At 64.0% G+C, this 25322-nt stretch carries 17 protein-coding genes and 1 pseudogene; 10 read left to right on the forward strand and 8 right to left on the reverse strand.

The genetic code is table 11. The features are described 5' to 3' along the window. Positions 1–43: 43 nt before the first annotated feature. Together HWX03_RS24545 and HWX03_RS24550 are read right to left on the reverse strand one after the other, a co-directional pair. Complete coding sequence (locus tag HWX03_RS24545) at positions 44–1312, reverse strand: IS256-like element ISBcen18 family transposase (RefSeq protein ID WP_175872986.1); 1269 nt, start codon at positions 1310–1312, stop codon at positions 44–46. A gap of 62 nt (positions 1313–1374) precedes the next feature. Beyond that, a pseudogene (locus tag HWX03_RS24550) lies at positions 1375–9105 on the reverse strand (hemagglutinin); the annotation flags it as partial. A gap of 148 nt (positions 9106–9253) precedes the next feature. On the opposite strand from HWX03_RS24550, the gene HWX03_RS37020 reads away from it, so the two are divergent. Further along, on the forward strand, positions 9254–9592 hold the full coding sequence (locus HWX03_RS37020; RefSeq protein ID WP_244132782.1) for a hypothetical protein: 339 nt from the start codon (positions 9254–9256) through the stop codon (positions 9590–9592). 607 nt (positions 9593–10199) lie between these two features. Here the strand turns inward: HWX03_RS37020 and HWX03_RS24555 are convergent. From HWX03_RS24555 to HWX03_RS24565, 3 genes are all read right to left on the reverse strand, one after another. Next, on the reverse strand, positions 10200–11024 hold the full coding sequence (locus HWX03_RS24555; protein ID WP_175872988.1) for an EAL domain-containing protein: 825 nt from the start codon (positions 11022–11024) through the stop codon (positions 10200–10202). 69 nt (positions 11025–11093) lie between these two features. Continuing rightward, entirely contained in the window at positions 11094–12317 is a 1224-nt protein-coding gene (locus HWX03_RS24560) for an MFS transporter (RefSeq protein WP_175872989.1), read from the reverse strand. A 236-nt stretch (positions 12318–12553) separates the two neighbouring features. Next, entirely contained in the window at positions 12554–13507 is a 954-nt protein-coding gene (locus HWX03_RS24565) for a LysR family transcriptional regulator (protein ID WP_175872990.1), read from the reverse strand. Positions 13508–14312: 805 nt separating this feature from the next. Between HWX03_RS24565 and HWX03_RS24570 the strand changes: the two genes are divergently transcribed. The 3 genes from HWX03_RS24570 (at position 14313) to HWX03_RS24580 (ending at position 16271) form a co-directional block, all read left to right on the forward strand. Continuing rightward, a complete protein-coding gene (locus HWX03_RS24570) occupies positions 14313–15026 on the forward strand; it encodes a PadR family transcriptional regulator (protein WP_175872991.1) in 714 nt (237 codons plus the stop codon). A gap of 37 nt (positions 15027–15063) precedes the next feature. Continuing rightward, the gene (locus HWX03_RS24575; RefSeq protein ID WP_175872992.1) at positions 15064–15885 is read left to right on the forward strand and encodes a siderophore-interacting protein; all 822 of its coding nucleotides are present in this window, start codon (positions 15064–15066) and stop codon (positions 15883–15885) included. Between the two features lie 152 nt (positions 15886–16037). Then, entirely contained in the window at positions 16038–16271 is a 234-nt protein-coding gene (locus HWX03_RS24580) for a hypothetical protein (RefSeq protein WP_174433622.1), read from the forward strand. A gap of 25 nt (positions 16272–16296) precedes the next feature. Here HWX03_RS24580 and HWX03_RS24585 read toward each other — a convergent pair whose 3' ends face one another. Further along, entirely contained in the window at positions 16297–16878 is a 582-nt protein-coding gene (locus HWX03_RS24585) for an undecaprenyl-diphosphatase (RefSeq protein WP_175824241.1), read from the reverse strand. Positions 16879–17318: 440 nt separating this feature from the next. On the opposite strand from HWX03_RS24585, the gene HWX03_RS24590 reads away from it, so the two are divergent. From HWX03_RS24590 to HWX03_RS24605, 4 genes are all read left to right on the forward strand, one after another. Next, on the forward strand, positions 17319–18059 hold the full coding sequence (locus HWX03_RS24590) for an acetoacetate decarboxylase (protein ID WP_175872993.1): 741 nt from the start codon (positions 17319–17321) through the stop codon (positions 18057–18059). A 52-nt stretch (positions 18060–18111) separates the two neighbouring features. Next, positions 18112–18897, forward strand: a complete 786-nt coding sequence (locus tag HWX03_RS24595; protein WP_174433619.1) for a 3-hydroxybutyrate dehydrogenase — start codon at positions 18112–18114, stop codon at positions 18895–18897. 125 nt (positions 18898–19022) lie between these two features. After that, the gene (locus tag HWX03_RS24600; protein ID WP_175872994.1) at positions 19023–20240 is read left to right on the forward strand and encodes a patatin-like phospholipase family protein; all 1218 of its coding nucleotides are present in this window, start codon (positions 19023–19025) and stop codon (positions 20238–20240) included. A gap of 60 nt (positions 20241–20300) precedes the next feature. After that, complete coding sequence (locus tag HWX03_RS24605) at positions 20301–20765, forward strand: hypothetical protein (protein WP_175872995.1); 465 nt, start codon at positions 20301–20303, stop codon at positions 20763–20765. A gap of 46 nt (positions 20766–20811) precedes the next feature. Here the strand turns inward: HWX03_RS24605 and HWX03_RS24610 are convergent, their stop codons facing one another. Continuing rightward, a complete protein-coding gene (locus HWX03_RS24610) occupies positions 20812–21696 on the reverse strand; it encodes a LysR family transcriptional regulator (RefSeq protein WP_175872996.1) in 885 nt (294 codons plus the stop codon). Between the two features lie 121 nt (positions 21697–21817). Here HWX03_RS24610 and argC point away from each other — a divergent pair, with 121 nt between their 5' ends. Further along, positions 21818–22759 (forward strand): N-acetyl-gamma-glutamyl-phosphate reductase, encoded by a 942-nt coding sequence (gene argC / locus HWX03_RS24615; protein WP_175872997.1) that lies wholly within the window; start codon positions 21818–21820, stop codon positions 22757–22759. 64 nt (positions 22760–22823) lie between these two features. Here argC and HWX03_RS24620 read toward each other — a convergent pair whose 3' ends face one another. Then, positions 22824–23747 (reverse strand): LysR substrate-binding domain-containing protein, encoded by a 924-nt coding sequence (locus tag HWX03_RS24620; protein ID WP_175872998.1) that lies wholly within the window; start codon positions 23745–23747, stop codon positions 22824–22826. A gap of 115 nt (positions 23748–23862) precedes the next feature. On the opposite strand from HWX03_RS24620, the gene HWX03_RS24625 reads away from it, so the two are divergent. Beyond that, the gene (locus HWX03_RS24625; RefSeq protein WP_175872999.1) at positions 23863–24948 is read left to right on the forward strand and encodes a tartrate dehydrogenase; all 1086 of its coding nucleotides are present in this window, start codon (positions 23863–23865) and stop codon (positions 24946–24948) included. The last annotated feature ends 374 nt before the right edge of the window (positions 24949–25322 follow it).

Here is a 25322-nt window from a genome sequence, read left to right on the forward strand (position 1 = left end):
GAACCTGTCCGCATTTTTGTGGGCGAGGCGGTTGAACAGCACGTTATCCACGCGCCTGCATAAATCGCTCGCCGAACAGGATAGCAAACTGGTTCATTGCTGATTTCCAGTCGAACGCGGACCGCACGGTCTTGGCCAGTACGTTGCGCAGCGCCAGCCAGAGCAGCTTGATGGCCGCCTCGTCATTGGGGAAGTGACCACGGGTCTTGATGATCTTGCGTAACTGCATGTTCAAACTTTCTATGGCGTTCGTGGTGTACACGACCCGTCGAATCTCCGGCGGAAACACGTAGAACGGCACGACGTGTTCCCACGCGCGTTGCCACGACTGCACGATCGTCGGGTACTTCGCGCCCCAGGGTCCGTCGGCGAAGTCTTGCAGCGCCTGCCGTGCCGCCTCTTCGCTGGCAGCCGCGTAGATCGGGCGCAGCGCGGCGGCGAGCACCTTACGGTCCTTGTAGCTGGCGTATTCGAGGCTGTTGCGGATCAGATGCACGATGCAGGTCTGAACAGTGGTCCGCGGATAGGCCGCGCCGATGGCTTCGGTGAGCCCCTTCAGGCCATCGACCACGGCGATCAGGATGTCCTGGCAGCCGCGCGTCTTCAGTTCGTTGAACACCTTGAGCCAGAACTTGGCCCCCTCGGTCTGCTCGATCCAGAGGCCCAGCACGTCGCGCTGGCCGTCGGCCTGAATGCCCAAGGCCAGATAGACGGCCTTGTTGCTGACCACGCCGTCGTCGCGGATCTTGACACGCAGCGCATCGAAGAACACGACCGGATACATCGCCTCAAGTGGGCGACTCTGCCAGCTCAGTGCCTCGGCCATTACCTCGTCGGTGACCGAGCTGATGAAGTCGGGAGATACCTCGGTGCCGTAGCTCTCAGCCAGAAAGGCCTGAATCTCGCGCACACTCATGCCGCGGGCGTACATCGCGATGATGCGTTCGTCGAAGCCGGTGAAGCGGCGCTCATGCTTTGGAATCAGGATCGGTTCGAAGCTGCCGTCGCGATCGCGGGGGACTTCGACCCGAACCGGGCCGCGATCGGTGATGACCGTCTTGCCGCTGGCGCCGTTGCGCTCGTTGGCTTGCCCGGCCGGCTTGGACTGGCCCGACGGGTAGCCCAGATGCATATTCATCTCGGCGCCCATCGCGCGTTCGATGACTGCTTTGTTGAACGCCAGCATCAAATCCTGGACCTCGGTCGGCGTCATCGGCCCCTTGACCAGTTGGTCCAGCAGTTCCTTGGGCAGTTCAGGCAGCGGCCCGCGGGCCGCTGCCTGACGCGCTACGGTTTGCCTCTTCTTCTTCATCGACATATCCATGACTTTTGCCTCTCATGATATGCCCCGCCCACAAAATGACGGATAGGTCCCGAGCCATTGATCGCGTCCGTACTTGTCGCGGTGATCCGGCCCGCAGCGACGTTCGTGATCTGACGTTCCGAGCCGCTTGCACCGACGCTGACGACGCTGCTCGGGGTTGTGCCGGCAAAAGAATAGGCCGCGCCGCCAATGGTGGCGCCCGACGTCGGGTGCGGGACATCGGTCGTGGAATTCGAACCGAGCGCGACGTCGCCGGCGTTGTTTGCCTGCGCGCCGTTGCCGAGTGCGATGGTGTTGTCGGCATTGGTCAGCGCGAGGTTGCCGATGGCGACCGCGTTGTTCATCGCGTAGGCCGGCGAGCCGAGGGTGCCCGGATTGCCGTTACGGTCGACGGCGTTGCCGTTTACGCTGAGGGTGTATCCCGTGCCGGCGCCGTTGCCGATCGCGACGTTGTTGCTGCCGGTTGTGTTCACGCCGGCGGCTGCGCCGGTCGCGACGTTACCGCTGCCGATCGTGCCGGCGCCTGCCGCCATGCCGGTGCCGACGTTCATGTTGCCGTTCGCGAGGCCGCCCGCTACTACGCCGGTATAAACGTTGGCGTTACCTTGTGCGCCGGATGCGACGAACGTGCCGATGGACACGTTGTTGTCGCCCGTGACACCGCCGGCCGCCGTACCGATCACGGTATTCATGTTGCCGCTGCTGGCGCGACCCGCGCCCGCGCCGATCGCGACGGTGCCGGGGCCGGCCGCCATGGCGTAGTCGCCGAGCGCGACGGTGCCGGTGCCGGCCGCGAGTGCATTCGTGCCGACTGCGGTTGCGAACGAGCCGGACGCGCTTGCGCCGATACCGGACGCCATCGAGTTCAGGCCGGTCGCGCCGTCGTTGTTGTAGTTGGCCTGCGGCGTACCGTTGTCGTTGACGCTGTAGTAGTGCGTCTTCGCGGCGGCGATCGCGGTCGACGTGGAAGTCGACAATGAGCTGATGCCGGTCGAGGTCGAGGTCGAGAGCGACGTCACCGTGCTATCAGTCGAGCTGAGGCCCGTCGACAGCGAGTTGATACCCGTCGAGGTTGACGTGGACAGCGAACTGATCGAGCTATTGGCCGACGACAGCCCCGTCGACGTGGACGTCGACAGCGACGTCACCGTGCTATTCGTCGAGCTCAGGCCTGTCGACAACGAATTGATACCTGTCGAAGTCGACGTGGACAACGAGCTGATCGAACTGTTTGCCGACGAGAGGCCGGTCGACGTCGAGGTCGACAGCGAGGTCACCGTGCTATCGGTCGAGCTCAGGCCCGTCGACAACGAGTTGATGCCGGTCGAAGTCGACGTCGACAGGGACGTGATCGAACTGGTCGCCGACGACAGGCCGGTCGAGGTCGAGGTCGACAGCGAGGTCACCGTGCTATCGGTCGAGCTCAGGCCCGTCGACAACGAGTTGATACCCGTCGAAGTCGACGTGGACAGCGAACTGATCGAGCTGGTCGCCGACGACAGGCCGGTCGACGTCGAGGTCGACAGCGACGTCACCGTGCTATCAGTCGAGCTGAGGCCCGTCGACAACGAGTTGATGCCGGTCGAAGTCGACGTGGACAGCGAGCTGATCGAACTGGTCGCCGACGACAGGCCGGTCGACGTCGAGGTCGACAGCGAGGTCACCGTGCTATCGGTCGAGCTCAGGCCCGTCGACAACGAGTTGATGCCGGTCGAAGTCGACGTGGACAGCGAGCTGATCGAACTGGTCGCCGACGACAGGCCGGTCGACGTCGAGGTCGACAGCGAGGTCACCGTGCTATCGGTCGAGCTCAGGCCCGTCGACAACGAGTTGATGCCAGTCGAAGTCGACGTGGACAGCGAGCTGATCGAACTGGTCGCCGACGACAGGCCGGTCGATGTCGAGGTCGACAGCGAGGTCACCGTGCTATCGGTCGAGCTGAGGCCCGTCGACAGCGAGTTGATGCCGGTCGAAGTCGACGTGGACAGCGAGCTGATCGAACTGGTCGCCGACGACAGGCCGGTCGACGTCGAGGTCGACAGCGAGGTCACCGTGCTATCGGTCGAGCTGAGGCCCGTCGACAACGAGTTGATGCCGGTCGAAGTCGACGTGGACAGCGAACTGATCGAGCTGGTCGCCGACGAGAGGCCGGTCGATGTAGACGTCGACAGGGACGTGATCGAACTGTTTGCCGACGACAGGCCAGTCGACGTCGAGGTCGACAGCGAGGTCATCGTGCTATCAGTCGAGCTCAAGCCCGTCGACAACGAGTTGATACCCGTCGAAGTCGAGGTGGACAACGAGCCGATCGAACTGTTTGCCGACGACAGGCCGGTCGACGTCGAAGTCGACAGCGAGGTCACCGTGCTATCAGTCGAGCTCAAGCCCGTCGACAACGAGTTGATACCCGTCGAAGTCGACGTGGACAACGAGCCGATCGAACTGTTTGCCGACGACAGGCCGGTCGACGTCGAAGTCGACAGCGAGGTCACCGTGCTATCGGTCGAGCTCAAGCCCGTCGACAACGAGTTGATGCCGGTCGAAGTCGACGTGGACAGCGAGCTGATCGAACTGGTCGCCGACGACAGGCCGGTCGACGTCGAGGTCGACAGCGAGGTCACCGTGCTATCGGTCGAGCTCAGGCCCGTCGACAACGAGTTGATGCCCGTCGAAGTCGACGTGGACAGCGAGCTGATCGAACTGGTCACCGACGACAGGCCGGTCGACGTCGAGGTCGACAGCGAGGTCACCGTGCTATCGGTCGAGCTCAGGCCCGTCGACAACGAGTTGATGCCAGTCGAAGTCGACGTGGACAGCGAGCTGATCGAACTGGTCGCCGACGACAGGCCAGTCGACGTCGAGGTCGACAGCGAGGTCATCGTGCTATCAGTCGAGCTCAAGCCCGTCGACAACGAGTTGATACCCGTCGAAGTCGAGGTGGACAACGAGCCGATCGAACTGTTTGCCGACGACAGGCCGGTCGACGTCGAAGTCGACAGCGAGGTCACCGTGCTATCGGTCGAGCTCAGGCCCGTCGACAGCGAGTTAATACCCGTCGAGGTCGACGTGGACAACGAGCTGATCGAACTGGTCGCCGACGACAGCCCCGTCGATGTGGACGTCGACAGCGACGTCACTGTGCTATCGGTCGAGCTCAGACCTGTCGACAACGAAGTGATACCCGTCGACAGCGACGAGATCGCGCCGCTGGACGACGACACCGTCGTCGACAGCGAATCCACGATCGAATTGGTCGCGAAGAGCTGCGAGCCGTTGATCGCGTCGGTACTGGTTGCCGTGATTTGACCTGCCGCGACATTGGTGACCTGACGCGTGGCGCCCGTGCTGGCGTTGCCGACACTCACCACGCTGCTCGGATTGCCGCCCGCGAACGTGCTGGTCACGCCGCCGATGGTGCCGGTCGGTGTCGGATTGGGTGCGGTGGTGACCGAGCCGCTGCCGAGCGCGACGTCGCCGGTGTTGTTGGCGATGGCATTCGGACCGATCGCGACCGAGTCGGTGCCGAGCGCCTGGCTGTCGGCTGCCGTCGAATTCGCGTGGAAGTACTTGATGCCCTGGTTGTTGATGTTATTGATCGCCGAGCCGACGCTGTTTGCGGTCGACGTCGTACCGTTCGCGTTGTAGGTGGTGTATGACGGAGCGGAGACTGTTCCGGTCGTCGGGTCGTACGTGGCACCACCGCCGAGCGCCGAGGCCGTGCTGCTGCCAAGGTTGTCGGTCTTTGTCGAAACCGTGCTGAGACCGGTGGACAGCGAGTTGATACCCGTCGAAGTCGACGTGGACAGCGACGTGATCGAGCTATTAGCTGATGAGAGGCCGGTCGACGTCGAGGTCGACAGCGACGTCACCGTGCTATCGGTCGAGCTCAGGCCCGTCGACAACGAGTTGATACCCGTCGAAGTCGAGGTGGACAGCGAGCTGATCGAGCTGGTTGCCGACGACAGACCCGTCGACGTCGAGGTCGACAGCGACGTCACCGTGCTATCAGTCGAACTCAGGCCTGTCGACAGCGAAGCGACCGAACTGTTGGTCGAGCTCAGGCCAGTGGACAGCGAATTGATACCGGTCGAGGTCGACGTGGACAGCGAGCTGATCGAGCTGGTAGCCGACGAGAGGCCGGTCGACGTCGAGGTCGACAGCGAGGTCACCGTGCTATCGGTCGAGCTCAAGCCTGTCGACAGCGAAGTGATGCCCGTCGAGGTTGACGTGGACAACGACGTGATCGAGCTATTGGCCGATGAGAGACCGGTCGAAGTCGACGTCGACAGGGACGTGATCGAACTATTCGCCGACGACAGGCCCGTCGATGTGGAAGTCGACAGCGAAGCGACCGAACTGTTGGCCGAGCTCACGCCGGTGGACAGCGAATTGATACCGGTCGAGGTCGACGTGGACAGGGAGCTGATCGAGCTGTTAGCCGACGAGAGACCGGTCGACGTGGACGTCGACAGCGAAGCGATGCTGGTCGAGGCCGAGGTGGAGAGGCTCGTGAGACCGGAGCCGATTGACGACATCGCTTGATTGGTGGCGTACAACTGCGAGCCGTTGATCGCATCCGTGCTCGTGGCGCTGACCTGGCCTGCCGCCACATTCTGGATCTGCCGCTCCGCACCTGCCGCGCCCACGCTCACCACGCTGCCAGCCGCCGGATTGCCGCCGGCATAGGTAGATGTGACGCCATTGATGGTGCCGGTCGGCGTCGGAGTGGCGGCCGTCACGGTCGAGTTGTTGCCGAGCACTACCGCGCCATCGAGTCCGGTGGAAACCGTGACGTTACTGCCCACCACGAATGCGTTGTTCGAGTTGATGGTGTTGCTGTTGCCGAGCGAGTACGACCCGCTTCCGGTGATCGTAGTCGGGTCGCCGATCGCACCCGAACTGCTGCCGCTCACGACGTTGCCCGTCCCGATGCTGATCGACTGGGCGCCGGTAGCCGTCGCACCCTGACCGATCGCGATCGCGCCGCCGGCGCTCGCCAGCGCCTGCGTACCCATTGCGATCGTGTTGCTTGCAGTAATGCCGCTTCCGGCAGAGGTGCCGAGCGCGATGTTCGAACTGCCCGTTACCGAGTTGCCTGCACCGAGGCCGCCCGCAAAGTTGGAACTGCCATTTACCGTGTCGCCGGCATTGTCGCCGACGGCGATGTTGGATGAGCCGGTCACGGTGTTGGCAGCGTTATTGCCGATGCCAACGTTACGATGGCCGGTCACCGTCGAACTCGCGAAGGAACCGACGCCGATGTTGTTGTCGCCGGTGGTCTTGTAGCCCGAGAGTGCACCCACGCCGACGTTGTTGTAGCCATCGACGATTTGCCCCGCCTTCCAGCCCACGCCGACATTCAGCGCACCCTTTACATTGCTGCCGGCGACACCGCCGACCGCCACGTTGTTGCCGGTGACCCCTGAGAAGACGATCGGTTGGGTGCTGGTGTCGGACACGTTGCTGCCAGTGCCCAGACTGCCGACTGCTACGTTCGCCGTACTCGACACGTTGTTGCCGACCTGAAGGCCAACCGCGGTGTTGACGGTCGAGCTATTGTTCTGCCCGGACTGGACGCCCATGGCGAGGTTGTCAAAGCCGGTGGAATTGATGCCCGCCTGCTGTCCGATCGCGATCACGCGGTTGCCGGAAGCGACCGCGCCGGTGCCGATGGCAATCGCGCTCGTGGTGCCGGATGCAATAGCGCCCGCACCGACGGCGATGCCGCTCGCCCCGGCAGCGGATGCACCCACGCCTGCCGCGAGCGAATTGAGGCCCGTTGCGCCGTCATTGTTGTAGTTGGCGCCTTGCGTGCCGCCGTCATTGACACTGTAATAGTGCGCCTTCGCGGCGGCGATCGCCGTCGAAGTCGACGTGGACAGCGACGTGACCGAGCTGTTGGTCGAGCTGAGGCCAGTGGACAACGAGCCGATCGAACTGTTGGCGGACGACAGGCCCGTCGATGCGGACGTCGACAGCGACGTCACCGAACTGTTCGTCGAGCTCAGGCCAGTGGACAACGAACCGATCGAGCTGTTGGCCGACGACAGGCCCGTCGATGCGGACGTCGACAGCGACGTGACCGAGCTGTTCGTCGAGCTCAGGCCGGTGGACAACGAACCGATCGAGCTGGTGGCCGACGACAGACCCGTCGATGCGGACGTCGACAGCGACGTCACCGAACTGTTCGTCGAGCTCAGGCCAGTGGACAACGAACCGATCGAGCTGTTGGCCGACGACAGGCCCGTCGATGCGGACGTCGACAGCGACGTCACCGTGCTGTTCGTCGAGCTCAGGCCAGTGGACAACGAACCGATCGAGCTGTTGGCCGACGACAGGCCCGTCGATGCGGACGTCGACAGCGACGTCACCGTGCTGTTCGTCGAGCTCAGGCCAGTGGACAACGAACCGATCGAGCTGTTGGCCGACGACAGGCCCGTCGACGTGGACGTCGACAGGCTCGCGATGCTCGATGTCGTCGTGCTCGCCACCGCGAAGAGCTGACTGCCGTTGATCGCGTCGGTACTGGTTCCGCTGACGAGGCCCGCGGCGACGTTCTGGATCCGGCGTTCCGCATTCGGCTGTCCGACGCTGACGACGCCACCGGCCGAACCTGCGCCAGCGTAGTTGCCGAACGTCTGGCTACCGATCGTCGTGTTGTTGACCGTAGTGGTGCCGGCGGTCGTCGTCGACGACGCGCTGGTCGTTACCGAGCGGCTCCCGAGAGCAATCGAATTCGCGACGTTCGCTGTCGAACCGACGCCGATGGCGACAGCATTCGAGACCGACGCGGTAGCATTTTGTGCGAACGCGACCGACCCTGCACCCGATGCGGTCGCGTTCGAGCCGAGGGCCGTCGCATAGGAATTCGAGGCCACAGCCGCGGCGCCGACGGCGACTGCACCGGCGCTGCCGCTCGCCGTCGATCCATTCCCGAGTGCAAGCGCATCGGCGCCGGTGGCCTGCGCGTTGGCGGAGAAGCTGCCGCCGTTGCCGAGCGCAATCGCGCCGGTGCCCGTCGCGGTTGCGGAATTGCCGATGGCGACTGAACCGTTGGCGCCGGTCGCGCTCGCCGAGCTACCGAGCGCGACAGAGCTGTTGGTCGCCATGCTGCTGTTGCCCAATGCGACCGAGCCTTGACCTGTCGCGGAATTCGCATTGCCGATTGCGACGGCGCCCTGGCCATTCGATGAGTCGTTCGCGCCCAGCGCGACCGCACCCGTCCCGATCGCCGAGTTCGGATCGCCGATCGCGACCGCGCCGTCGCCCGTCGCCGTTTGGCCGCGACCGATTGCGATGGCACCACCAGCCGCCGAGCTGCTGTTGGCAATCGTGCCACTCGAGCCGATCGCCACGTTCTGGCCGGTCGCGCCGGAGATGACGCCATCACCCTGGGCGATGCCATAGGCGCCATTAACCGTCGCGCCCCGACCGACTGCGATGCCCGACGTCGCCGTAGGCGCGACAGACGACTGACCGCCAACCGCGATCGCGTCCGAAGCGGCTGCGCTTGCACCGGTGGTTGCGTTTCCGCCGATGGAGACCGAGCCCGCGCCCAAGGCCTTCGCACCGGTGAACGTGCCTGCCACGCCGCCGCCGCCCAATGCAGTCGCGTTGACGCCCGACGCGGTGGCGAAGTTGCCGAACGCAGATGAGCCGATAGCGCTGGCCGTTGCCGAGTTGCCGGTAGCCACCGCGTTCGCGCCGCTTGCGGAGGCAGCATTGCCGAGCGCGGTGGCATAGTTTCCGGTTGCATTGGCCGTATTGCCGTATGCCGAAGCATCCTGCCCGTTAGCCGTAGCCGAGAAGCCGATCGCCGTTGCGGGCGTAGCCGCCGCCGTACCCGTCGTACCCTGAGCAAACGCATTCTGGCCGATCGCGATGTCGCCAGCACCCATTGCCTTGGACGTAGAACCGAGCGCCACTGCATTGCTGCCCGCGCTGGTCGCCGTCGCGCCCAGCGCGATCGAGCTGCCGCCGCTGGCCGTCGATGCGTTGCCGATGCTGAGATCCGAGCCCGCCGCCGCCGTGCCTGCCGTACCAATCGCGATCGCATTCGCGCCGCTCGCCACCGTCGCCACCGTGCCGCCGCCCATTGCGATCGACGCATTGCCGGAAGTGGTCGTACTCAACGTCGCGACGCTGCCGATTCGCATTGCGTTCACGCCGGCAGTACTGCCGCCACCCAACCCCAGATTGCCACTATTGACGTACAACTCGCCGCCCAGCGTCAGCGAATTGGATCCGACGCCGCTCGACGGACCGTAGAGCAACGCGCGGTTCGTCTGGGTCGCCTTATCGGACGAAATGCACATCGTCGAGGCCGACCCGAGCTGCGAAAGCGAGGGAACGGGTGTAAATCCACCCTGACCACCGAGGGACAGTGAAGTCGCGCTCGTTGGAGCATTGGTGTTGTTGTAGTTCCCCATCACCGAAACGCCTGACTGATCGAACGTCCAGCTACAGCCCGCATCGGTGCCGTCGTTGATGAACAACCCGTAACCCGCGTGTGCGGAGGAGGCAAAGCATGCCAGCAGCACGGCCGCGGAAAGCGGACGAAGTCGCCAGACACTCGCAAGCGCTCCGACCGAGGCTTCGCCATCCGCGCGCGAGACGACCGAGGATCGATTGGGTTTGCCGCGCGCCGTAACAATTTCCGATGCGGCAACCCAGGCGCCGAGCGCCTCATTCCATATTGAACGGTATGATTTATTCATAGAAAATTAACAGATTTTGATATTTAATTGTCCTAACTTCCTACACCAACCCATACCGGACAACGATGTATTCAATCAGCAGCCAGATGGCTTATTCAATCAATGACAATCAGGAATTCCCACAAACGACCAGCGTCCCCATCACTGATGCTCGTGAGTCAGCATCGCCGCAAACTGAGCGATATCGCTTCTTCAATATTGAGTTGGGGTTTCCCGACGAACATGCCCTGTTGCCCCACGTCCCCGTATGCGCTCAGCCATTTGAATTGCGCTTCATTCTCGACGCCCTCAACCACCACATCCAACCGCAACTTCGAACATAGATCGAGCAGATTCTCCAGAACGATAGCCGCCCGGTCGGATTTCGGCATATGCTTCAAGAACATCTTGTCGAGCTTCAGGCCGTCTATGTGCATCATGCTCAGCGCGATGAACGGTGGATGAGCAATACCGAAATCATCACAGAACAGCCTTATTCCGCGGTCTCTCAATGGCTTCGTGAAAGCACTCAACGACAGAAATTTCGACGCATCTTCTGTCTCGACGATCTCCAGATCGAGAAAATCAGCGTCAATTCCATAGCAAGCAGCCGTTGTTTCGATCTCTTCGCCGAACCCCTCCCGCACAAGAAGCGACGCAGGAATATTGATTGCCACGCGCGGCAGCGGCCGATGAGGCATCGCGTTCTTCGCGGCGACAGTTTCCCTGCAGGCGACTGCCAGCACAAAGCGGAATGCATCAAGTGCCGTCTCATGATCGCTCAAGACGTCACTGAATGCTCCGGCAGTCAATAGTCCGAATTGCGGATGGTCCCAGCGCAGCAGGCATTCGACGCATGACACCATGCTGCTCGGCGCATGCAGGATTGGCTGAAAAACGACGTGAAACTCCCCTGCTTTCAGGCCTCGTCGCACTCGCTCGGCGAACTCCCCGTTATCGACGCCGCTCGACCTTCCGCCGAGAGCATTTGCGGGCTCTTGCATAAACCACCCCGAATTTAATAATAACCCGCCTCACCCGAACCTATCTATCAGGCGTCCACATCTTTATTGTTATTCTTTGTCAATTTCACGAAACGAAAATAGGGCAAAAAAACTGATACCGCTTGTCACAAGCAGATACCAGGCAAGCGACATCGGATTCCCCGTCGCCTGAAGCAACCATGTCACATTGAATTGTGCAAATCCGCCGAAAATAGTGACGCCAATCGCGTAGATTACCGATAGCCCGGTTACCCTGATGTCCGCGGGGAATTGCTCGAGCATCAACAGTAAAAAGGCAGCCGCACCGATTGCACAGATGAACATGATGACAAACACCACCAATATCAGCAGCGCAATGGACGGCCTGTAATAAACCAGGGCAAGCAACGGATAAACCAGCAGCAGCGTTGCGCCGGATGTCGCATACAGTACCGTCTTGCGACTCGGAACATGATCGAGCACACGGCTGGAAACAATCGCCCCGCCCATGATTGCGATGCCGGCCGCACATCCCGAAAGATACGACGCGGCCTGCGGCAAGTGCAGTTCCTTCACCGCGTACAAGGGCATGTAGAAGCCCAATATGTACACCGCCGTCGTCCCGCTGATGATCAGCAGCACGCCGTGTCCCACACGCCCCGCATATCGATGCAGCAATTCCGCAATCGGCCATCGACGCGACTCGCCGCGAACGAGCGTCTCGTGGAGATTTCTACGAATATAGAATCCGACCGGTCCTATCAGAAGCCCGAAGATGAACGGAACACGCCATCCCCATGCGACGAGATTTTCGCGGGACAATGCTCTTGTCAGCAGAAAGCCGAACAAAGCCCCGAGGAGAACGGAGGCGCCCTGGCTCGCCATTTGCCAACTGACCATATAGCCGCGACGCTCCAATGCGCCGGACTCCATCAGATAGGCGGTCGACGTCCCGACCTCGCCGCCAGCAGACAGCCCCTGCAAAAGCCGCCCCGCCACGATCAGGATCGGCGCCACGATTCCGATCTGCGAATAGACCGGCGTACAGCCGATTAGTGCAGTACCGAGAACCATCAGACCAATGGTCAACGTCATCGCGGCCCTGCGGCCGTGTCGATCCGCGTAGCCGCCGATGATCACGCTGCCGGCGGGTCTTGCAAGAAAGCCCACGCCGAAGGTTGCCAGCGCGAGCAACAACTGGCCGGTCTCGCTTCCGACAGGAAAGAACTGCTGCCCGATGATCGCCGCAAAAAAACTGAACACGGTGAAGTCGAACAATTCCAGCGCATTGCCGATCGACGCGGCAACGATCACCTTCCTGTCCTGACCCATTCTCGAGGGACGGCCAGGGCGTCGGTGAAGTGGAACGTGATCGTGAGTGTTGCAGGACATAAGACCGCACCAGCGACGGGATACCCGCCAAATGTTCACGATCATCCGCGCGTGCGGAACCGACGTCTATTGAAATGTCCTCGCCCCCCTTAACTGTTTGGTTAACCTCTCGGATCGCGTGCTCGGCAGGCGCGATGCACACGCAAGCACCGCGGACCTCAATGTCCCAACAGGAGGCGCGTATGTGGATAAATCGGAATCGGTTCTCCGAGCGTATCGTTCACGCATTCGAGGAACGTCGTCATTGTTTTCGTCTGAACCGTGCCGGCACGCTGCAGGCTATACAACTCGAGATACGGTGGCGGGGTGATCAGAGGCAACGCGACCAACTGCTCTCGATAGATGGCGAGGAGCTCTTGAGTTAGCAGCAAGACGACGTCGAACTCGGCCGCCAGCATAAGTATGATGATAGGCGACGTACACAACAATGAGTGCGACGGCGGCTCGAGTCCAGCCGCGCGATAAAGCCCGGTGACATAGTCGCGATGTGCGCCTGTCGAATCCACGTAGACCCATGTCGCCTCGCGCAGATCTTGCAGAGAGGTAGCCGTGCTGTAAGCACCGTTTCGCGGCGCCGCGAGCGACAGCGGCTCCACCTTCAGTCGATTGCTTTCCACGCCGGACGGCAACGTGGCGAACGACGGTAACGCGGAGAACGCCAGGTCGAGCTTCCCGGCATTGAGGAGATCGTGCAGGGTTCCCGTGGCGTGATCATGGAGTTCGACGTCCACCATGGGCATTTGCTGACGGAAGCGAATGATCGCGCGCGTAATCAATAGCGCGGCCATAGGGCTCATGCCGATGCGGATCCTGCCGCTCGCGATCCCGCGCAACGTTGCCATGTCCTGTTCGCCTCGCCGAAGCTCTTCGAGCACGATGCGCGCCCTCACGAGCAGCGCGTCGCCTGCTTCTGTCGGCGTCATCCCGGTATTCGTACGATTGAAGAGCTGCAAACCCAGCGACTCTTCCAGTTCACGAAGCGTCTTGGAAACGGCAGGTTGTGTGCGATGCAATCGGATCGCGGCACTTGCAAGGCTGCCGGTTTCGGCAATGGTAACGAAGACTTTCAGCTGGCTAGGCTTCATCTCAATGTGGAGAGAGAACGGGTTCAACGAGCGGATCGCGCAGACTACGACAGATGCCCGCTTTGCGACATGACCGGAGTGTCAATCAATGTCATTCCACGCGACACGACCGCATCGGCCCGACTTCATGCGATGCATCCCCACCTCCATATGCAGCGGCCTTCATGAAAACGAATACGAAAAATCCAAAGGAAAATCGCCTCCGGCCCCACACGCAGTTCGCTTCGCGAACAGCAAACGCCGAATTGATTGGACCGCATCGCCAGACAGAGAATTCCGACCCTGCGTTGAATTCCTCGTGAATTTCATTTCGTCCGACGATTCCACGGAGCCTTGAATCACGCGCTCATTTTCCGTGACCATGTCACAACGTGACGCCGTCGATCAGCGTCATCAACCAGGCACCCCGGGCGTTCGCGGCCTGAATACTACTTCAGAGGAACGCGCCGGGAAAATTCTGAAAGAAAGTCGATGCGAGGATGGAAGTAGTCATTCCTCAAAATATCTGAATTCCTTAATTTCTTTATCCGCCACGAATCGTCTCTATATTTCCAGAAGCTAAGTCATCCATAACAATTCGAAAAATTCGGCCCCATGCAGCCTCATCATCAACCGCACTATCGCGTTGCTTCCGGTGACACGGAAGAGAAATGCATCGCTTCCTTCACCAGGGACCTCCCCCTCGATCCAGAAGAACGAGCGACGTTCCTTGACCACCGGCAAGGGCCGCTCACTCGCTCCACCTCCCCCATCCAACCCCAATAATTCCCCTTGACGCCCTATCTTTCGATATATATCTTTAGATATGTTTTACGACACATAGGACACGATCATGCGACACAACCCCTCCCGCGGCCATGCCCGATGCGACGGTCACGGTGCGCATGCCCGCCCCGACTGGTTCGCCGGTCTCTGGTACGCGATCGGCCGCCACCGTCGCGGCGGCCACGATGCGTTCGGTGGCGGCCCGTTCGGCGGCCGGGGCGGGCGCGGCGGCTTTGGCGATTTCGGCGACGACGGCATGCCGCGCGGCCGCCAGTTCAGCTCCGACGATCTCCAACTGCTGCTGCTCGCGCTGGTGGCCGAACAACCGAGCCACGGCTACGAACTGATCAAGGCGCTCGACACGCGCTCGAATGGTTTTTACAGCCCGAGCCCCGGCATGGTGTATCCGGCGCTCACGTATCTCGAGGAAGTCGGCTTCGTCGCGTCGCAGGCGGAAGGCAACCGCAAGCGCTATGCGCTGACCGACGCAGGCCGCGCGCATCTCGACGCCCAGCGCGAACGCGTCGACACGCTGTTCGCGCGCCTCACGCACCTCGCTCGCAAGATGGAATTCATGCGCCGCGCGTTCGCCGGGGAATCGGCGGGCAACGAAGCGCAGGACGAATCGCAGGCCGGCTGGCTGCCGGAATTCGTCGAGGCGCGGCTCGCGCTCAAGCGCACGCTACTGCACAAGAGCGCCGCCGATGCGGACGAACAGCGCCGCATCGCGGCCATTCTGCGCCGCGCGACGGCCGAAATCGAAGGCGGCGGCGGCGCGTGATCCGCGCCGCCGCGTCACCACTCAGGAGAACGGATTAATGCAGAACACATCCGAACGCACCGTCACCCGCGTGCGCCACACCCTCAAGTTCCGGCTGCTGCAGGTGCTGCGCGTGCAGACCGTGACGCCGCATCTGCTGCGCGTCACGCTCGGCGGCCCCGATCTCGCGGATTTCGAATCCGCGTCGTTCGACGATCACGTGAAGGTCTTTTTCCCGCCGGCCGGCGCGGAACGGCCCGCGCTGCCGACGCTCGGCGCGAACGGCCCCGAGTTTCCGGAAGGCGAGCCGAAGCCGGTCGCGCGCGATTTCACGCCGCGTCGCTTCGACCGCGCCGCCTGCGAGCTCGATCTGGAATTCGTGCTGAACCATCCGGGCCCGGCCTCGCAGTGGGCCGCGCAGGCACGCGTCGGCCAATGGCTCGGCATCGGCGGCCCGCGCGGTTCGTTCGTCGTCCCGACCGGTTTCGACTGGCATCTGCTGATCGGCGACGATACGGCGCTGCCGGCCGTCGCGCGGCGTCTCGAGGAATTGCCGGCCGGTGCACGCGCGGCGGTCGTGCTGGCAGTCGCGGATCGCACCGCGCAGATCTCGTTCGATACGCGCGCCGACGTGCATGAAATCTGGCGCTTCCGCGCCGAAGCCGACACGGCGAACGGCGACGTGCTGCTGAATGCCGTCCGTGACCTGCCGCTGCCGTCGTCCGGCGACGGCTACGTGTGGGCGGCCGGCGAAGCGCTGTCGATGCGCGCGGTGCGCCAGCACCTGACCGGCGAACGCGGCGTCGACAAGTCGCGCATCCGCGCGGCGGCCTACTGGAAGCGCGGCGCGGCGGCCGTGCACGAAACGCTGGAAGACTGACCGGGATGGGCGCCCGGTTGCCGGGCGGCTGAAACAATCGTGGCGCCGGCGCAGCGGCGGGCTTGGCATCGGCATCGCGGCTGGTATATATGTATGTCTGCGACGCCGCTGTCGGGCGACAGCCGCCGCAGCCCGCCCAGGAGCGCCCGGTCATGACAAAAGAAAGCCACGCTTCGCCTTTCCTTCGCCACCTGAAGATCGCCGGTTATTGCGGCCTCGCCGCAGTCGTCCTCGCGCTGTTCGTCGCGATGTGCGCGATCCTGACGGAAAGCGCCCTCGACCGCGATGCCGCACGGCATCCGGCCGATACGCCCGAACTGCACGATGCGGACGGCGGCCCGTCCGCCTCGGCCGAATCGGCCCGCACACCCGGCTCGTCCGGCTGACGGCGTCCTGCCCGCTTCCTTCCGCTTACGGCGCCTGCCGGCGCCCCCTCACGACCGCATGCACCGAATCGCCGAGCCGTTCGAGCAGCGCGGTCACGCGTTGCCCGTACAGGTGCGCGGCCAGCGCGCCGACCGTGCCGACCAGCACGCCGCCCGCCATGTCGAACGGCCAGTGCACGCCCGCATAGATGCGCCCCCATGCGATCGCGACGGCCATCGCGGCCATCACGAAACCGGTGACCCGCGTCGTGCCGCCGAGCAGCAGGCCGACCGCCATGCTCCACGCGAACGTCATGTGATCGCTCGGAAACGAGCTGTCCGGCGCGTGCGGAATCAGTTGCGTGCCGACGCCGGCCATGAACGGGCGCGGCGAGAACCAGACATGCCCGAGCACCTGCGCGAGCACGAGCGCCACGCAGACGCCCACACCGGCTTCGATCGCCTGGCGCCGCGCGGGGCGCGCGCCGAAGATCCAGGTCAGCAGCAGCACCGCGGGCAGCGCATAGACGAGCCAGTCGGCGGCGAAGATCGCGAGGTGGGCAACGCCCGGGTGCGGTGCACCCCCGGCGTTGATGGCGGAAAAGAGGGCGAGATTGAGGTTCTGCATGAATCCGGTTGCGTGGGGCGTAAAAGATCGGCCGGTTGCCCGGCCGGATACGAACGATGCCAGGGCGTGGCCGCTTAAGCGGTGCTGAGTGCTGAATGCGGCAGCCGCCCGGACAAGGCCCGCGCGGCGAACGGACTTAGATCCTGCACCGCAACACAAGTTCACACAATTGTCATATTACCGCGCGAACGTCCCCGTAAAGGCCCACCCCGCCTCCCGTAAAGGCTCACCTTTTTCACATGATGGCGTCATCGACACGTGCCACCATCGCCCGGCCCGAGTGTCGTCCAGGCCGTTTGCCTCATTCATCTCAATATTTACGCGTCGAATTATTCGAAATCGGCAACAATTAATTCCAGATGCGGCATCGCACAACGGCAACGCACAGGCATACGATTACGACCACTCATCCACGAAGCGATCAACAACAAGGAGTCCGCATGAAACCCAGCGATGTCCGATCGAAAGCGTTTGCGATGCCGTTGACCAGCCCTGCGTTCCCGATGGGCCCGTACCGTTTCGTCGATCGTGAGTTTCTGATCATCACGTACCGCACCGATCCGGACCGCCTCCGTGAAATCGTCCCCGAGCCGCTGCAGGTCACCGAGCCGCTCGTGCATTACGAATTCATCCGCATGGCCGATTCGACCGGCTTCGGCGATTACACCGAAAGCGGCCAGGTGATCCCGGTCGAATACGACGGCAAGCCGGGCGGCTATACGCTCGCGATGTATCTCGACGATCACCCGCCGATCGCCGGCGGCCGCGAGCTGTGGGGTTTCCCGAAGAAGCTCGCATCGCCCACGCTGCACGTGAACACCGATCACCTCCTCGGCACGCTCGACTACGGCAAGGTGCGCGTCGCGACCGGCACGATGGGCTACAAGCACAAGGAACTCGACATCGACGAGCAGGCGAAGCGGCTCGCCGGCCCCAATTTCCTGCTGAAGATCATCCCGCACGTCGACGGCACCGCGCGGGTGTGCGAACTGGTGCGCTACTACATGCAGGACATCAAGATGAAGGGCGCGTGGACGGGCCCCGCTTCGCTCGAACTGGCGCCGCATGCGCTCGCGCCGGTGGCCGACCTGCCGGTGCTCGAGATCGTCGAAGCCCGGCACATCGTCGCAGATTTGACACTCGGCCTCGGCGAAGTCGTCTACGATTATCTGGCCCAGTAACACGTCCGCAGTCCTTTCTCCCTGTCAATCCTTTCACCACGGGAATTCGAACATGAGCAATCTGAATGGCAAGACCGCAGTCGTCACGGGCGCCGCGAGCGGCATCGGCAAGGAAATCGCGCTGGAGCTGGCCAAGGCAGGCGCGGCCGTCGCGATCGCCGACCTGAACCAGGACGGCGCGAACGCGGTTGCCGACGAGATCAACAAGGCAGGCGGCAAGGCGATCGGCGTCGCGATGGACGTGACCAACGAGGAAGCCGTGAACAGCGGCATCGACAAGGTGGCCGAAGCGTTCGGCTCGGTCGACATCCTCGTGTCGAACGCCGGCATCCAGATCGTCAACCCGATCGAGAACTATTCGTTCTCCGACTGGAAGAAGATGCAGGCGATTCACGTGGACGGCGCGTTCCTGACGACCAAGGCCGCGCTCAAGCACATGTACAAGGACGATCGCGGCGGCGTCGTGATCTACATGGGCTCGGTACACTCGCACGAAGCGTCGCCGCTGAAGTCGGCGTACGTGACGGCCAAGCACGGGCTGCTCGGCCTGGCCCGCGTGCTGGCGAAGGAAGGCGCGAAGCACAACGTGCGCTCGCACGTCGTGTGTCCGGGCTTCGTGCGCACGCCGCTGGTCGACAAGCAGATTCCGGAGCAGGCGAAGGAGCTCGGCATCAGCGAAGAGGAAGTGATCAAGAAGGTGATGCTCGGCAACACGGTGGACGGCGTGTTCACGACGGTGCAGGACGTCGCGCAGACGGTGTTGTTCCTGTCGGCGTTCCCGAGCGCCGCGCTCACGGGCCAGTCGTTCATCGTCAGCCACGGCTGGTTCATGCAGTAAGGTCCCTCGCCTCCCGAACGGGAGGCGATTCCCCGCAGCACCGCTTATTCTTACGACGGGATGCCGTCTGTCGACGTCATTCCGTTCGCCTCCGCCGTCCACGGCGGGATTTCTCGGAGCAACTGATGAAACCGCACGCGCGTACAGAAAAGCAGGCCGTCGATGCGGCGGACCTGCAGCACGAAGCCGGCGCGCCGGCTGCTGCGCGGTCGCTGCCGTACGAAACGATCGCGCTCGTCCTGCAGGGCGGCGGCGCGCTCGGCGCATACCAGGCCGGCGTGTTCGAAGGGCTGCATGAAGCAGACATTCCGCTCGACTGGATCGCGGGCATCTCGATCGGCGCGCTCAACACGGCGCTGATCGCCGGCAATGCGCCCGAGCATCGCGTCGAGCGCCTGCGTGAATTCTGGGAAACGATCTGCCAGCCGGCGTTCTTTCCCGCGGTGCCGGCCGCGTTCGAGTTCGCGCTGTTCAACAGCATCGACCAGATCCGCACGTTCTTCACAGCATCGCAGGCCGCGAGCGCGATGATGCAGGGCCAGCAGGGCTTCTTCGTGCCGCGCTTTCCGACGCCGCTGCCGGGCGTGTCCGACCATCCTGAAAAAGTCAGCTGGTACGACACGTCGGCGCTGCGCACGACGCTGCTGAAACTATGCGATTTCGACCGGATCAATTCGGGCGAGACGCGCGTGTCGGTCGGCGCGGTCAACGTCGGCACCGGCAACTTCGTGTACTTCGACAACTCGCGCATCCGTCTCGCGCCCGAGCATTTCATGGCGTCCGGTGCGTTGCCGCCCGCGTTCCCGCCCGTCGAGATCGAGGGCGAGTATTACTGGGACGGCGGCGTCGTGTCGAACACGCCGCTGATGGAAGTGCTCCGCGCCCGGCCGCGCCGCGACACGCTCGCGTTCCAGGTCGATCTGTGGAGCGCGCGCGGGCCGCTGCCGCGCACGATGGCCGACGTCGCCGAGCGCACGAAGGACGTGCAGTATTCGAGCCGCACGCGTTTCGTCACCGATACGCTGCAGCGCGAACAGCGCTACCGCAACGTGCTGCGCCACGTGCTCGACCAGGTGCCGGAAGAGCAGCGCAAGAACGACCCGTGGTGCGTCGAGGCCGACGCGATGTCGAGCGGGAAGAAGTACAACATCCAGCACCTGATCTATCAGCAGAAAGCGTACGAGCATCACTACAAGGACTATCAGTTCGGTCTGTCGACGATGCGCGACCACTGGTCCGCGGGTCTCGACGACATCCGCAAGACGCTCGCGGTGAAGGACGGCCTCGCGCTGCCCGTCAACGACGCGGGCTTCGTCACGCACGACATTCACCGCCGCCGGTAATGCCGTGTGCAACGGGCCGGTGCGCCGCATGCGCCGGCCCGTCCTCCTTTCCGATTCGACATGCCGATTTTCATTGCGCTATTCGCGCTCATCGCCCTGGGCTGGGGCGCCGTTCACCTGTTTCACGTCATCGCCGCGCAGTTCGGCCAGCCGGTCGCGATCGCGGCCGCCGTGCTGGCCGCCGCGATCCTGATCGCACTGATCGCGTGGTGGCTCAAGCGCCGTCGCGACATCGCACCGAACACGAAGGAAGAAGGCTGGACGCATATCGTGCATCGCGCGTGGGGCGAGTTGCGCGTGTCCGCGACGCAAGGGCTGCTGTGGCTGTCGCATGACGGCGCGGACGGCCGCTATACGCTGTCGCAGCTCGACGGCTGCGAGGCCGCGCCGATCGACGGCCGCTGGCATCTCGTCGTGCGCGTGCGCGACGCCGTGCGCGGCGAATGGAAGCTGCCGATGATGAACAAGCACGATGCACAGCGCTGGGCGCGCGTGCTGATGCTCGCGAAGGACAACCGGCTCTGAACTGAACGCGCGTTCGGCCCGCACGGGCCAGCCGCACGACGGCCCGCTATCGCGCGCCGAGTGCCCGCAGCGCATCGAGCACGTGCTGCGTCGTCCGTTCGACCGGGCCGGCCCGGTGGGCAATCCCCAACTCGCGCCACAACGCCGGACGTAGCGGCCGCATGACGATGCGCGCATCCGGCAGCGGGGCCCCGGCCTCGTGCGGCAGCAGCGTCGCGCCGTACCCTGCGGCGACCAGGCTCTTGATCGCATCGTTGTAGTTGAGTTCGATCCGCGGCTCGGGCCGGTGGCCGCCGAGCGCGAACCATTCCGTCGTGAGCCGCGACAGACGCGTCGTCGCATCGTTGAGAATCAGCGGCCGCGCGGCCAGATACGCGGGCGTCACCCGGGCCGGAAGCGGCCAGTCCGCGGGCAGGAAAGCCATCACCGGGTCTCGACGCCACGCGCGGATCGACAGCCCCGCGACCGGCGCTTGCGGCAGCGCGACCAGCCCGACATCGAGCGTGCCTTGTGCAATGCGCGCCAGCGTGTCCTGCGACGTGAGCACCGCGATCTGCACGTCGATATCCGGATGCTGCGCGCGCAATCCGGCCACCGCCTGCGGCAACAGGTGTGCGATCGCACCGGTCGATGCGCCGAGGCGTACGCGCCCGGTCAACCCCTGCACCTGTCGCTGCACGTCGTCCAGCGTGGCCTCGACTTCCGCCAGCAGACGCCGCGCCCGCTCCACCAGCACTTCTCCGATCACCGAGGGGCGCACGTTGCCGCGGGTGCGCGACAGCAGCGGCGCGCCGACGCGGCTTTCCAGCTCGGCGACATGCAGACTGACGGTCGGTGGCGCGAGATGAAGCCATTGCGCCGCCGCCACAAAGGATCCCTGGTCCGCGATTGCGACCAGCGTACGCAGGCGGTCCAGACTGATCTCGCGCATCACACACCTCTCGTTCAGGAAAGCTGAATCTGACGGTCAGCAAATTCAACTTTTCCTATTCTAGGCGTTCGGTGGACGATACGGCTTCCCCCGACGACCGAACGCGACGAACACGACCATCATGAGCTTCCCCACTGTCTTCATCGACGGCGACCAGGGCACGACCGGGTTGCAGATTCACGCGCGTCTGCGCGACCGCACCGACGTGCAGCTGCTCACGCTTCCCGCCGCCGAACGCAAGGACCCCGCGCGGCGCGCCGACGCACTCAACGCGTGCGATATCGCCATCCTGTGCCTGCCCGACGCGGCCGCGCGCGAAGCGGTCGGCTTTATCCGGAACCCGGCGGTACGCGTGATCGACGCGAGTTCGGCCCATCGCACGCAGCCCGAATGGGTCTACGGCTTTCCCGAGATGGCCGCCGGACACGCGCAACACATTGCGCAGGCGAAGCGCGTGACCAATCCGGGCTGCTACCCGACGGGCGCGATCGGCCTGCTTCTCCCGCTGCTGCAGGCCGGGCTGCTGCCGCGCGACTACCCGGTGAGCATCCACGCGGTGTCCGGTTACTCGGGCGGCGGGAGGGCTGCCGTCGACGCATTCGAATCGGGCGACGCCGCCGCACGCGCGTTGCCGCTACAGGTCTACGGCCTCGCGCTCGAACACAAGCACGTGCCCGAGATCCGGCAGCATGCGGGGCTCGCGCATCGCCCGTTCTTCGTGCCGGCCTACGGTGCCTATCGGCAAGGCATCGTGCTCACCATACCGATCGAGCTGCGCCTGCTTCCGGCCGGGGTGACCGGTGAGCGGCTGCATGCGTGTCTCGCGCACCACTACGCGAACGCGCGTCACGTCGACGTGATGCCGCTCGCGGACGCACGCGCGGCAACGCATCTCGATCCGCAAGCGCTGAACGGCACCAATGATCTGCGGCTCGGCGTGTTCGTCAACGCAGACGGCGGTCAGGTGCTGCTGTCCGCCGTGTTCGACAATCTCGGCAAAGGGGCATCCGGCGCTGCCGTGCAGAATCTCGACTTGATGCTCGGCGCGCTGCACGCGGCGTGACGCTCCGCAGGCATCGTCGGCGGTGCCTGCGCACGCCCCCGTAAAAGCTCACCTTTAGCCGGTTTCAGGCCGTATCGTCACCCGCGGCGCCATTCAGGCCGGCCAGCGTCTCCACCAGAAAATCCACGCACACGCGCACCTTCGCCGACGCCGCGACGCGTTCCGGATACACGGCCCAGATGTTCGCGGGCTGGATCGCGTCCGGCAGCACGCGGCACAACGCGCCGCGCTCGATCAGCGGCCCGGCCTCCCAGATCGAGCGCAGCACGATGCCGCGCCCGGCCAGCGCCCATTGCACGGCCACTTCGCCATGGTTCGTCGACAGCGCGCCGCCGACCTTCACCGTGGCCGGTTCGCCGCGCACGTTCAGCCGCCATACGCCGAACGGATGATCGCGCTCCTTGATCGCGAGGCAATCGTGCGAGGCCAGATCCGCGAGCGAGCGCGGCGTCCCGCGGCGGGCGAGATAGTCGGGCGACGCGCACAGCACGCGATGGTTCGTGGCAAGGCGGCGCGCGATCAGGTGATCGGCGATCTCGTCGCCGATGCGCACGTCGAGGTCGTAGCCCTCGCCGGCCACATCGACGAGCCGGTCGAACAGATCGAGCCGCACGTTCAGTTGCGGATAGCGCGCGCTGAAGTCGAGCAGCGCCGGCGCGACGACGTGCCGGCCGAAGCCGAAGCTGCTCGACATGCGCAGCGTGCCGCGCGGCACCGTGCGCGTGGTCGACACATCCTCGACGAGATGATCGACGTCGTCGAGAATCTTTTCGGCGCGCGCGAACACGCGCTCGCCGGCTTCGGTGACCGTCATGCGGCGTGTCGAGCGGTGCAGCAGGCGCGTGCCGAGCTGCGCCTCGAGCATCGCGACGCGCTTGCTGACATACGCGGGCGACACCGCGAGCTGCTCGGCGGCCGCACTGAAGCTCGCGAGGCGGACGACCAGGCTGAACACGCGCAGGTCGTCGAGGTTCGGCGATTTATTCACGATTCGTGGAAAGTCGATTAACTTTTGAGCGATTTTAATCCATATGGAAATAAATAGAATGACGTGACGGGCCGCTGCCTTCCCCGCAGCCGGCCGAACAGCCAAGGAGATTTGCATGACCGACAGGACTTACAGGATTGCCGTGATCCCCGGCGACGGCATCGGCCGCGAAGTGATGCCCGAGGGCCTGCGCGTGCTCGAAGCCGTGACCGCGCGCTTCGGCGTGCGCTTCGACTTCGTCGAGATCGACTGGGCGAGCTGCGACTACTACGCGCAGCACGGCACGATGATGCCGGACGACTGGAAGGCGCAACTGTCGGGCATGGACGCGATCCTGTTCGGCGCGGTCGGCTGGCCGGCGACGGTGCCCGATCACATTTCGCTGTGGGGCTCGCTGCTGAAATTCCGCCGCGAATTCGACCAGTACATCAACCTGCGGCCCGCGCGCCTGTTCGACGGCGTGCCGTCGCCGCTCGCCGGCCGCCGCCCGGGCGACATCGATTTCATGATCGTGCGCGAGAACACCGAGGGCGAATATTCGTCGGTCGGCGGCACGATGTTCGAAGGCACCGAGCGCGAAGTCGTGATGCAGCAGTCGATCTTCACGCGGCACGGCACCGAACGCGTGCTGAAATTCGCGTTCGAACTCGCGCAGCGGCGCGCGAAGCGCGTCACCGTCGCGACCAAAAGCAACGGCATCGCGATCAGCATGCCGTGGTGGGATGCGCGCGCGGCCGAAATGGCCGAACGCTATCCGGAAATCGCGGTCGACAAGCAGCACATCGACATCCTGTGCGCGCGCTTCGTGCTGCAGCCGGACCGCTTCGACGTCGTCGTCGCGTCGAACCTGTTCGGCGACATCCTGTCGGATCTCGGGCCGGCCTGTACGGGCACGATCGGCATCGCGCCGTCGGCGAACCTGAACCCCGACCGCACGTTCCCGTCGCTGTTCGAACCCGTGCACGGTTCGGCGCCCGACATCGCGGGGCAATACATCGCGAATCCGGTCGCGATGATCTGGTCGGCGGCGATGATGCTCGACTTCCTCGGTAACGGCACGGGCCGCGAACGCGACGCGCACGATGCGATCGTCGCCGCGATCGAGGACGTGCTGCGCACGGGGCCGCGTACGCGCGATCTCGGCGGCAACGCGGGCACGCAGGAAGTGGGTGAAGCGATCGCCGCACGGATTGCGGGTTGAGGGTTGAAGGTCATGCCCGGCGCTCGCGCCGGGCATGACCTTCGTGAAACGGTCTGCGGTGAGCGACGCATGATGCGGTTGCGCACGTGTGCGGACTCCGCCGATGCGTCGGCGGTGAAGTCGAGCGGTGAGCAACGACACGTCGCGACGCGCACTGCTTGTGCGGTCTTTCGTTGAGCGTCGAAAGATGATCCGATCGGTGAGTTGCACGTCGCGCTCGCACACACCGATCGTCAATGCACGATCGCTTAAACGCGATCGGTGAGATGCATCACGCGGTGAAGCACACCGCAGCACTTCGACGCATGCACCGTTTTACCCGCGCGATGTCGCGTCGATCTATTCAACGCACACAGCTCGACGCGATATTTCAC

Source organism: Burkholderia sp. BCC0397 (assembly GCF_902832865.1).
In the GTDB taxonomy this organism is placed as follows: domain Bacteria; phylum Pseudomonadota; class Gammaproteobacteria; order Burkholderiales; family Burkholderiaceae; genus Burkholderia.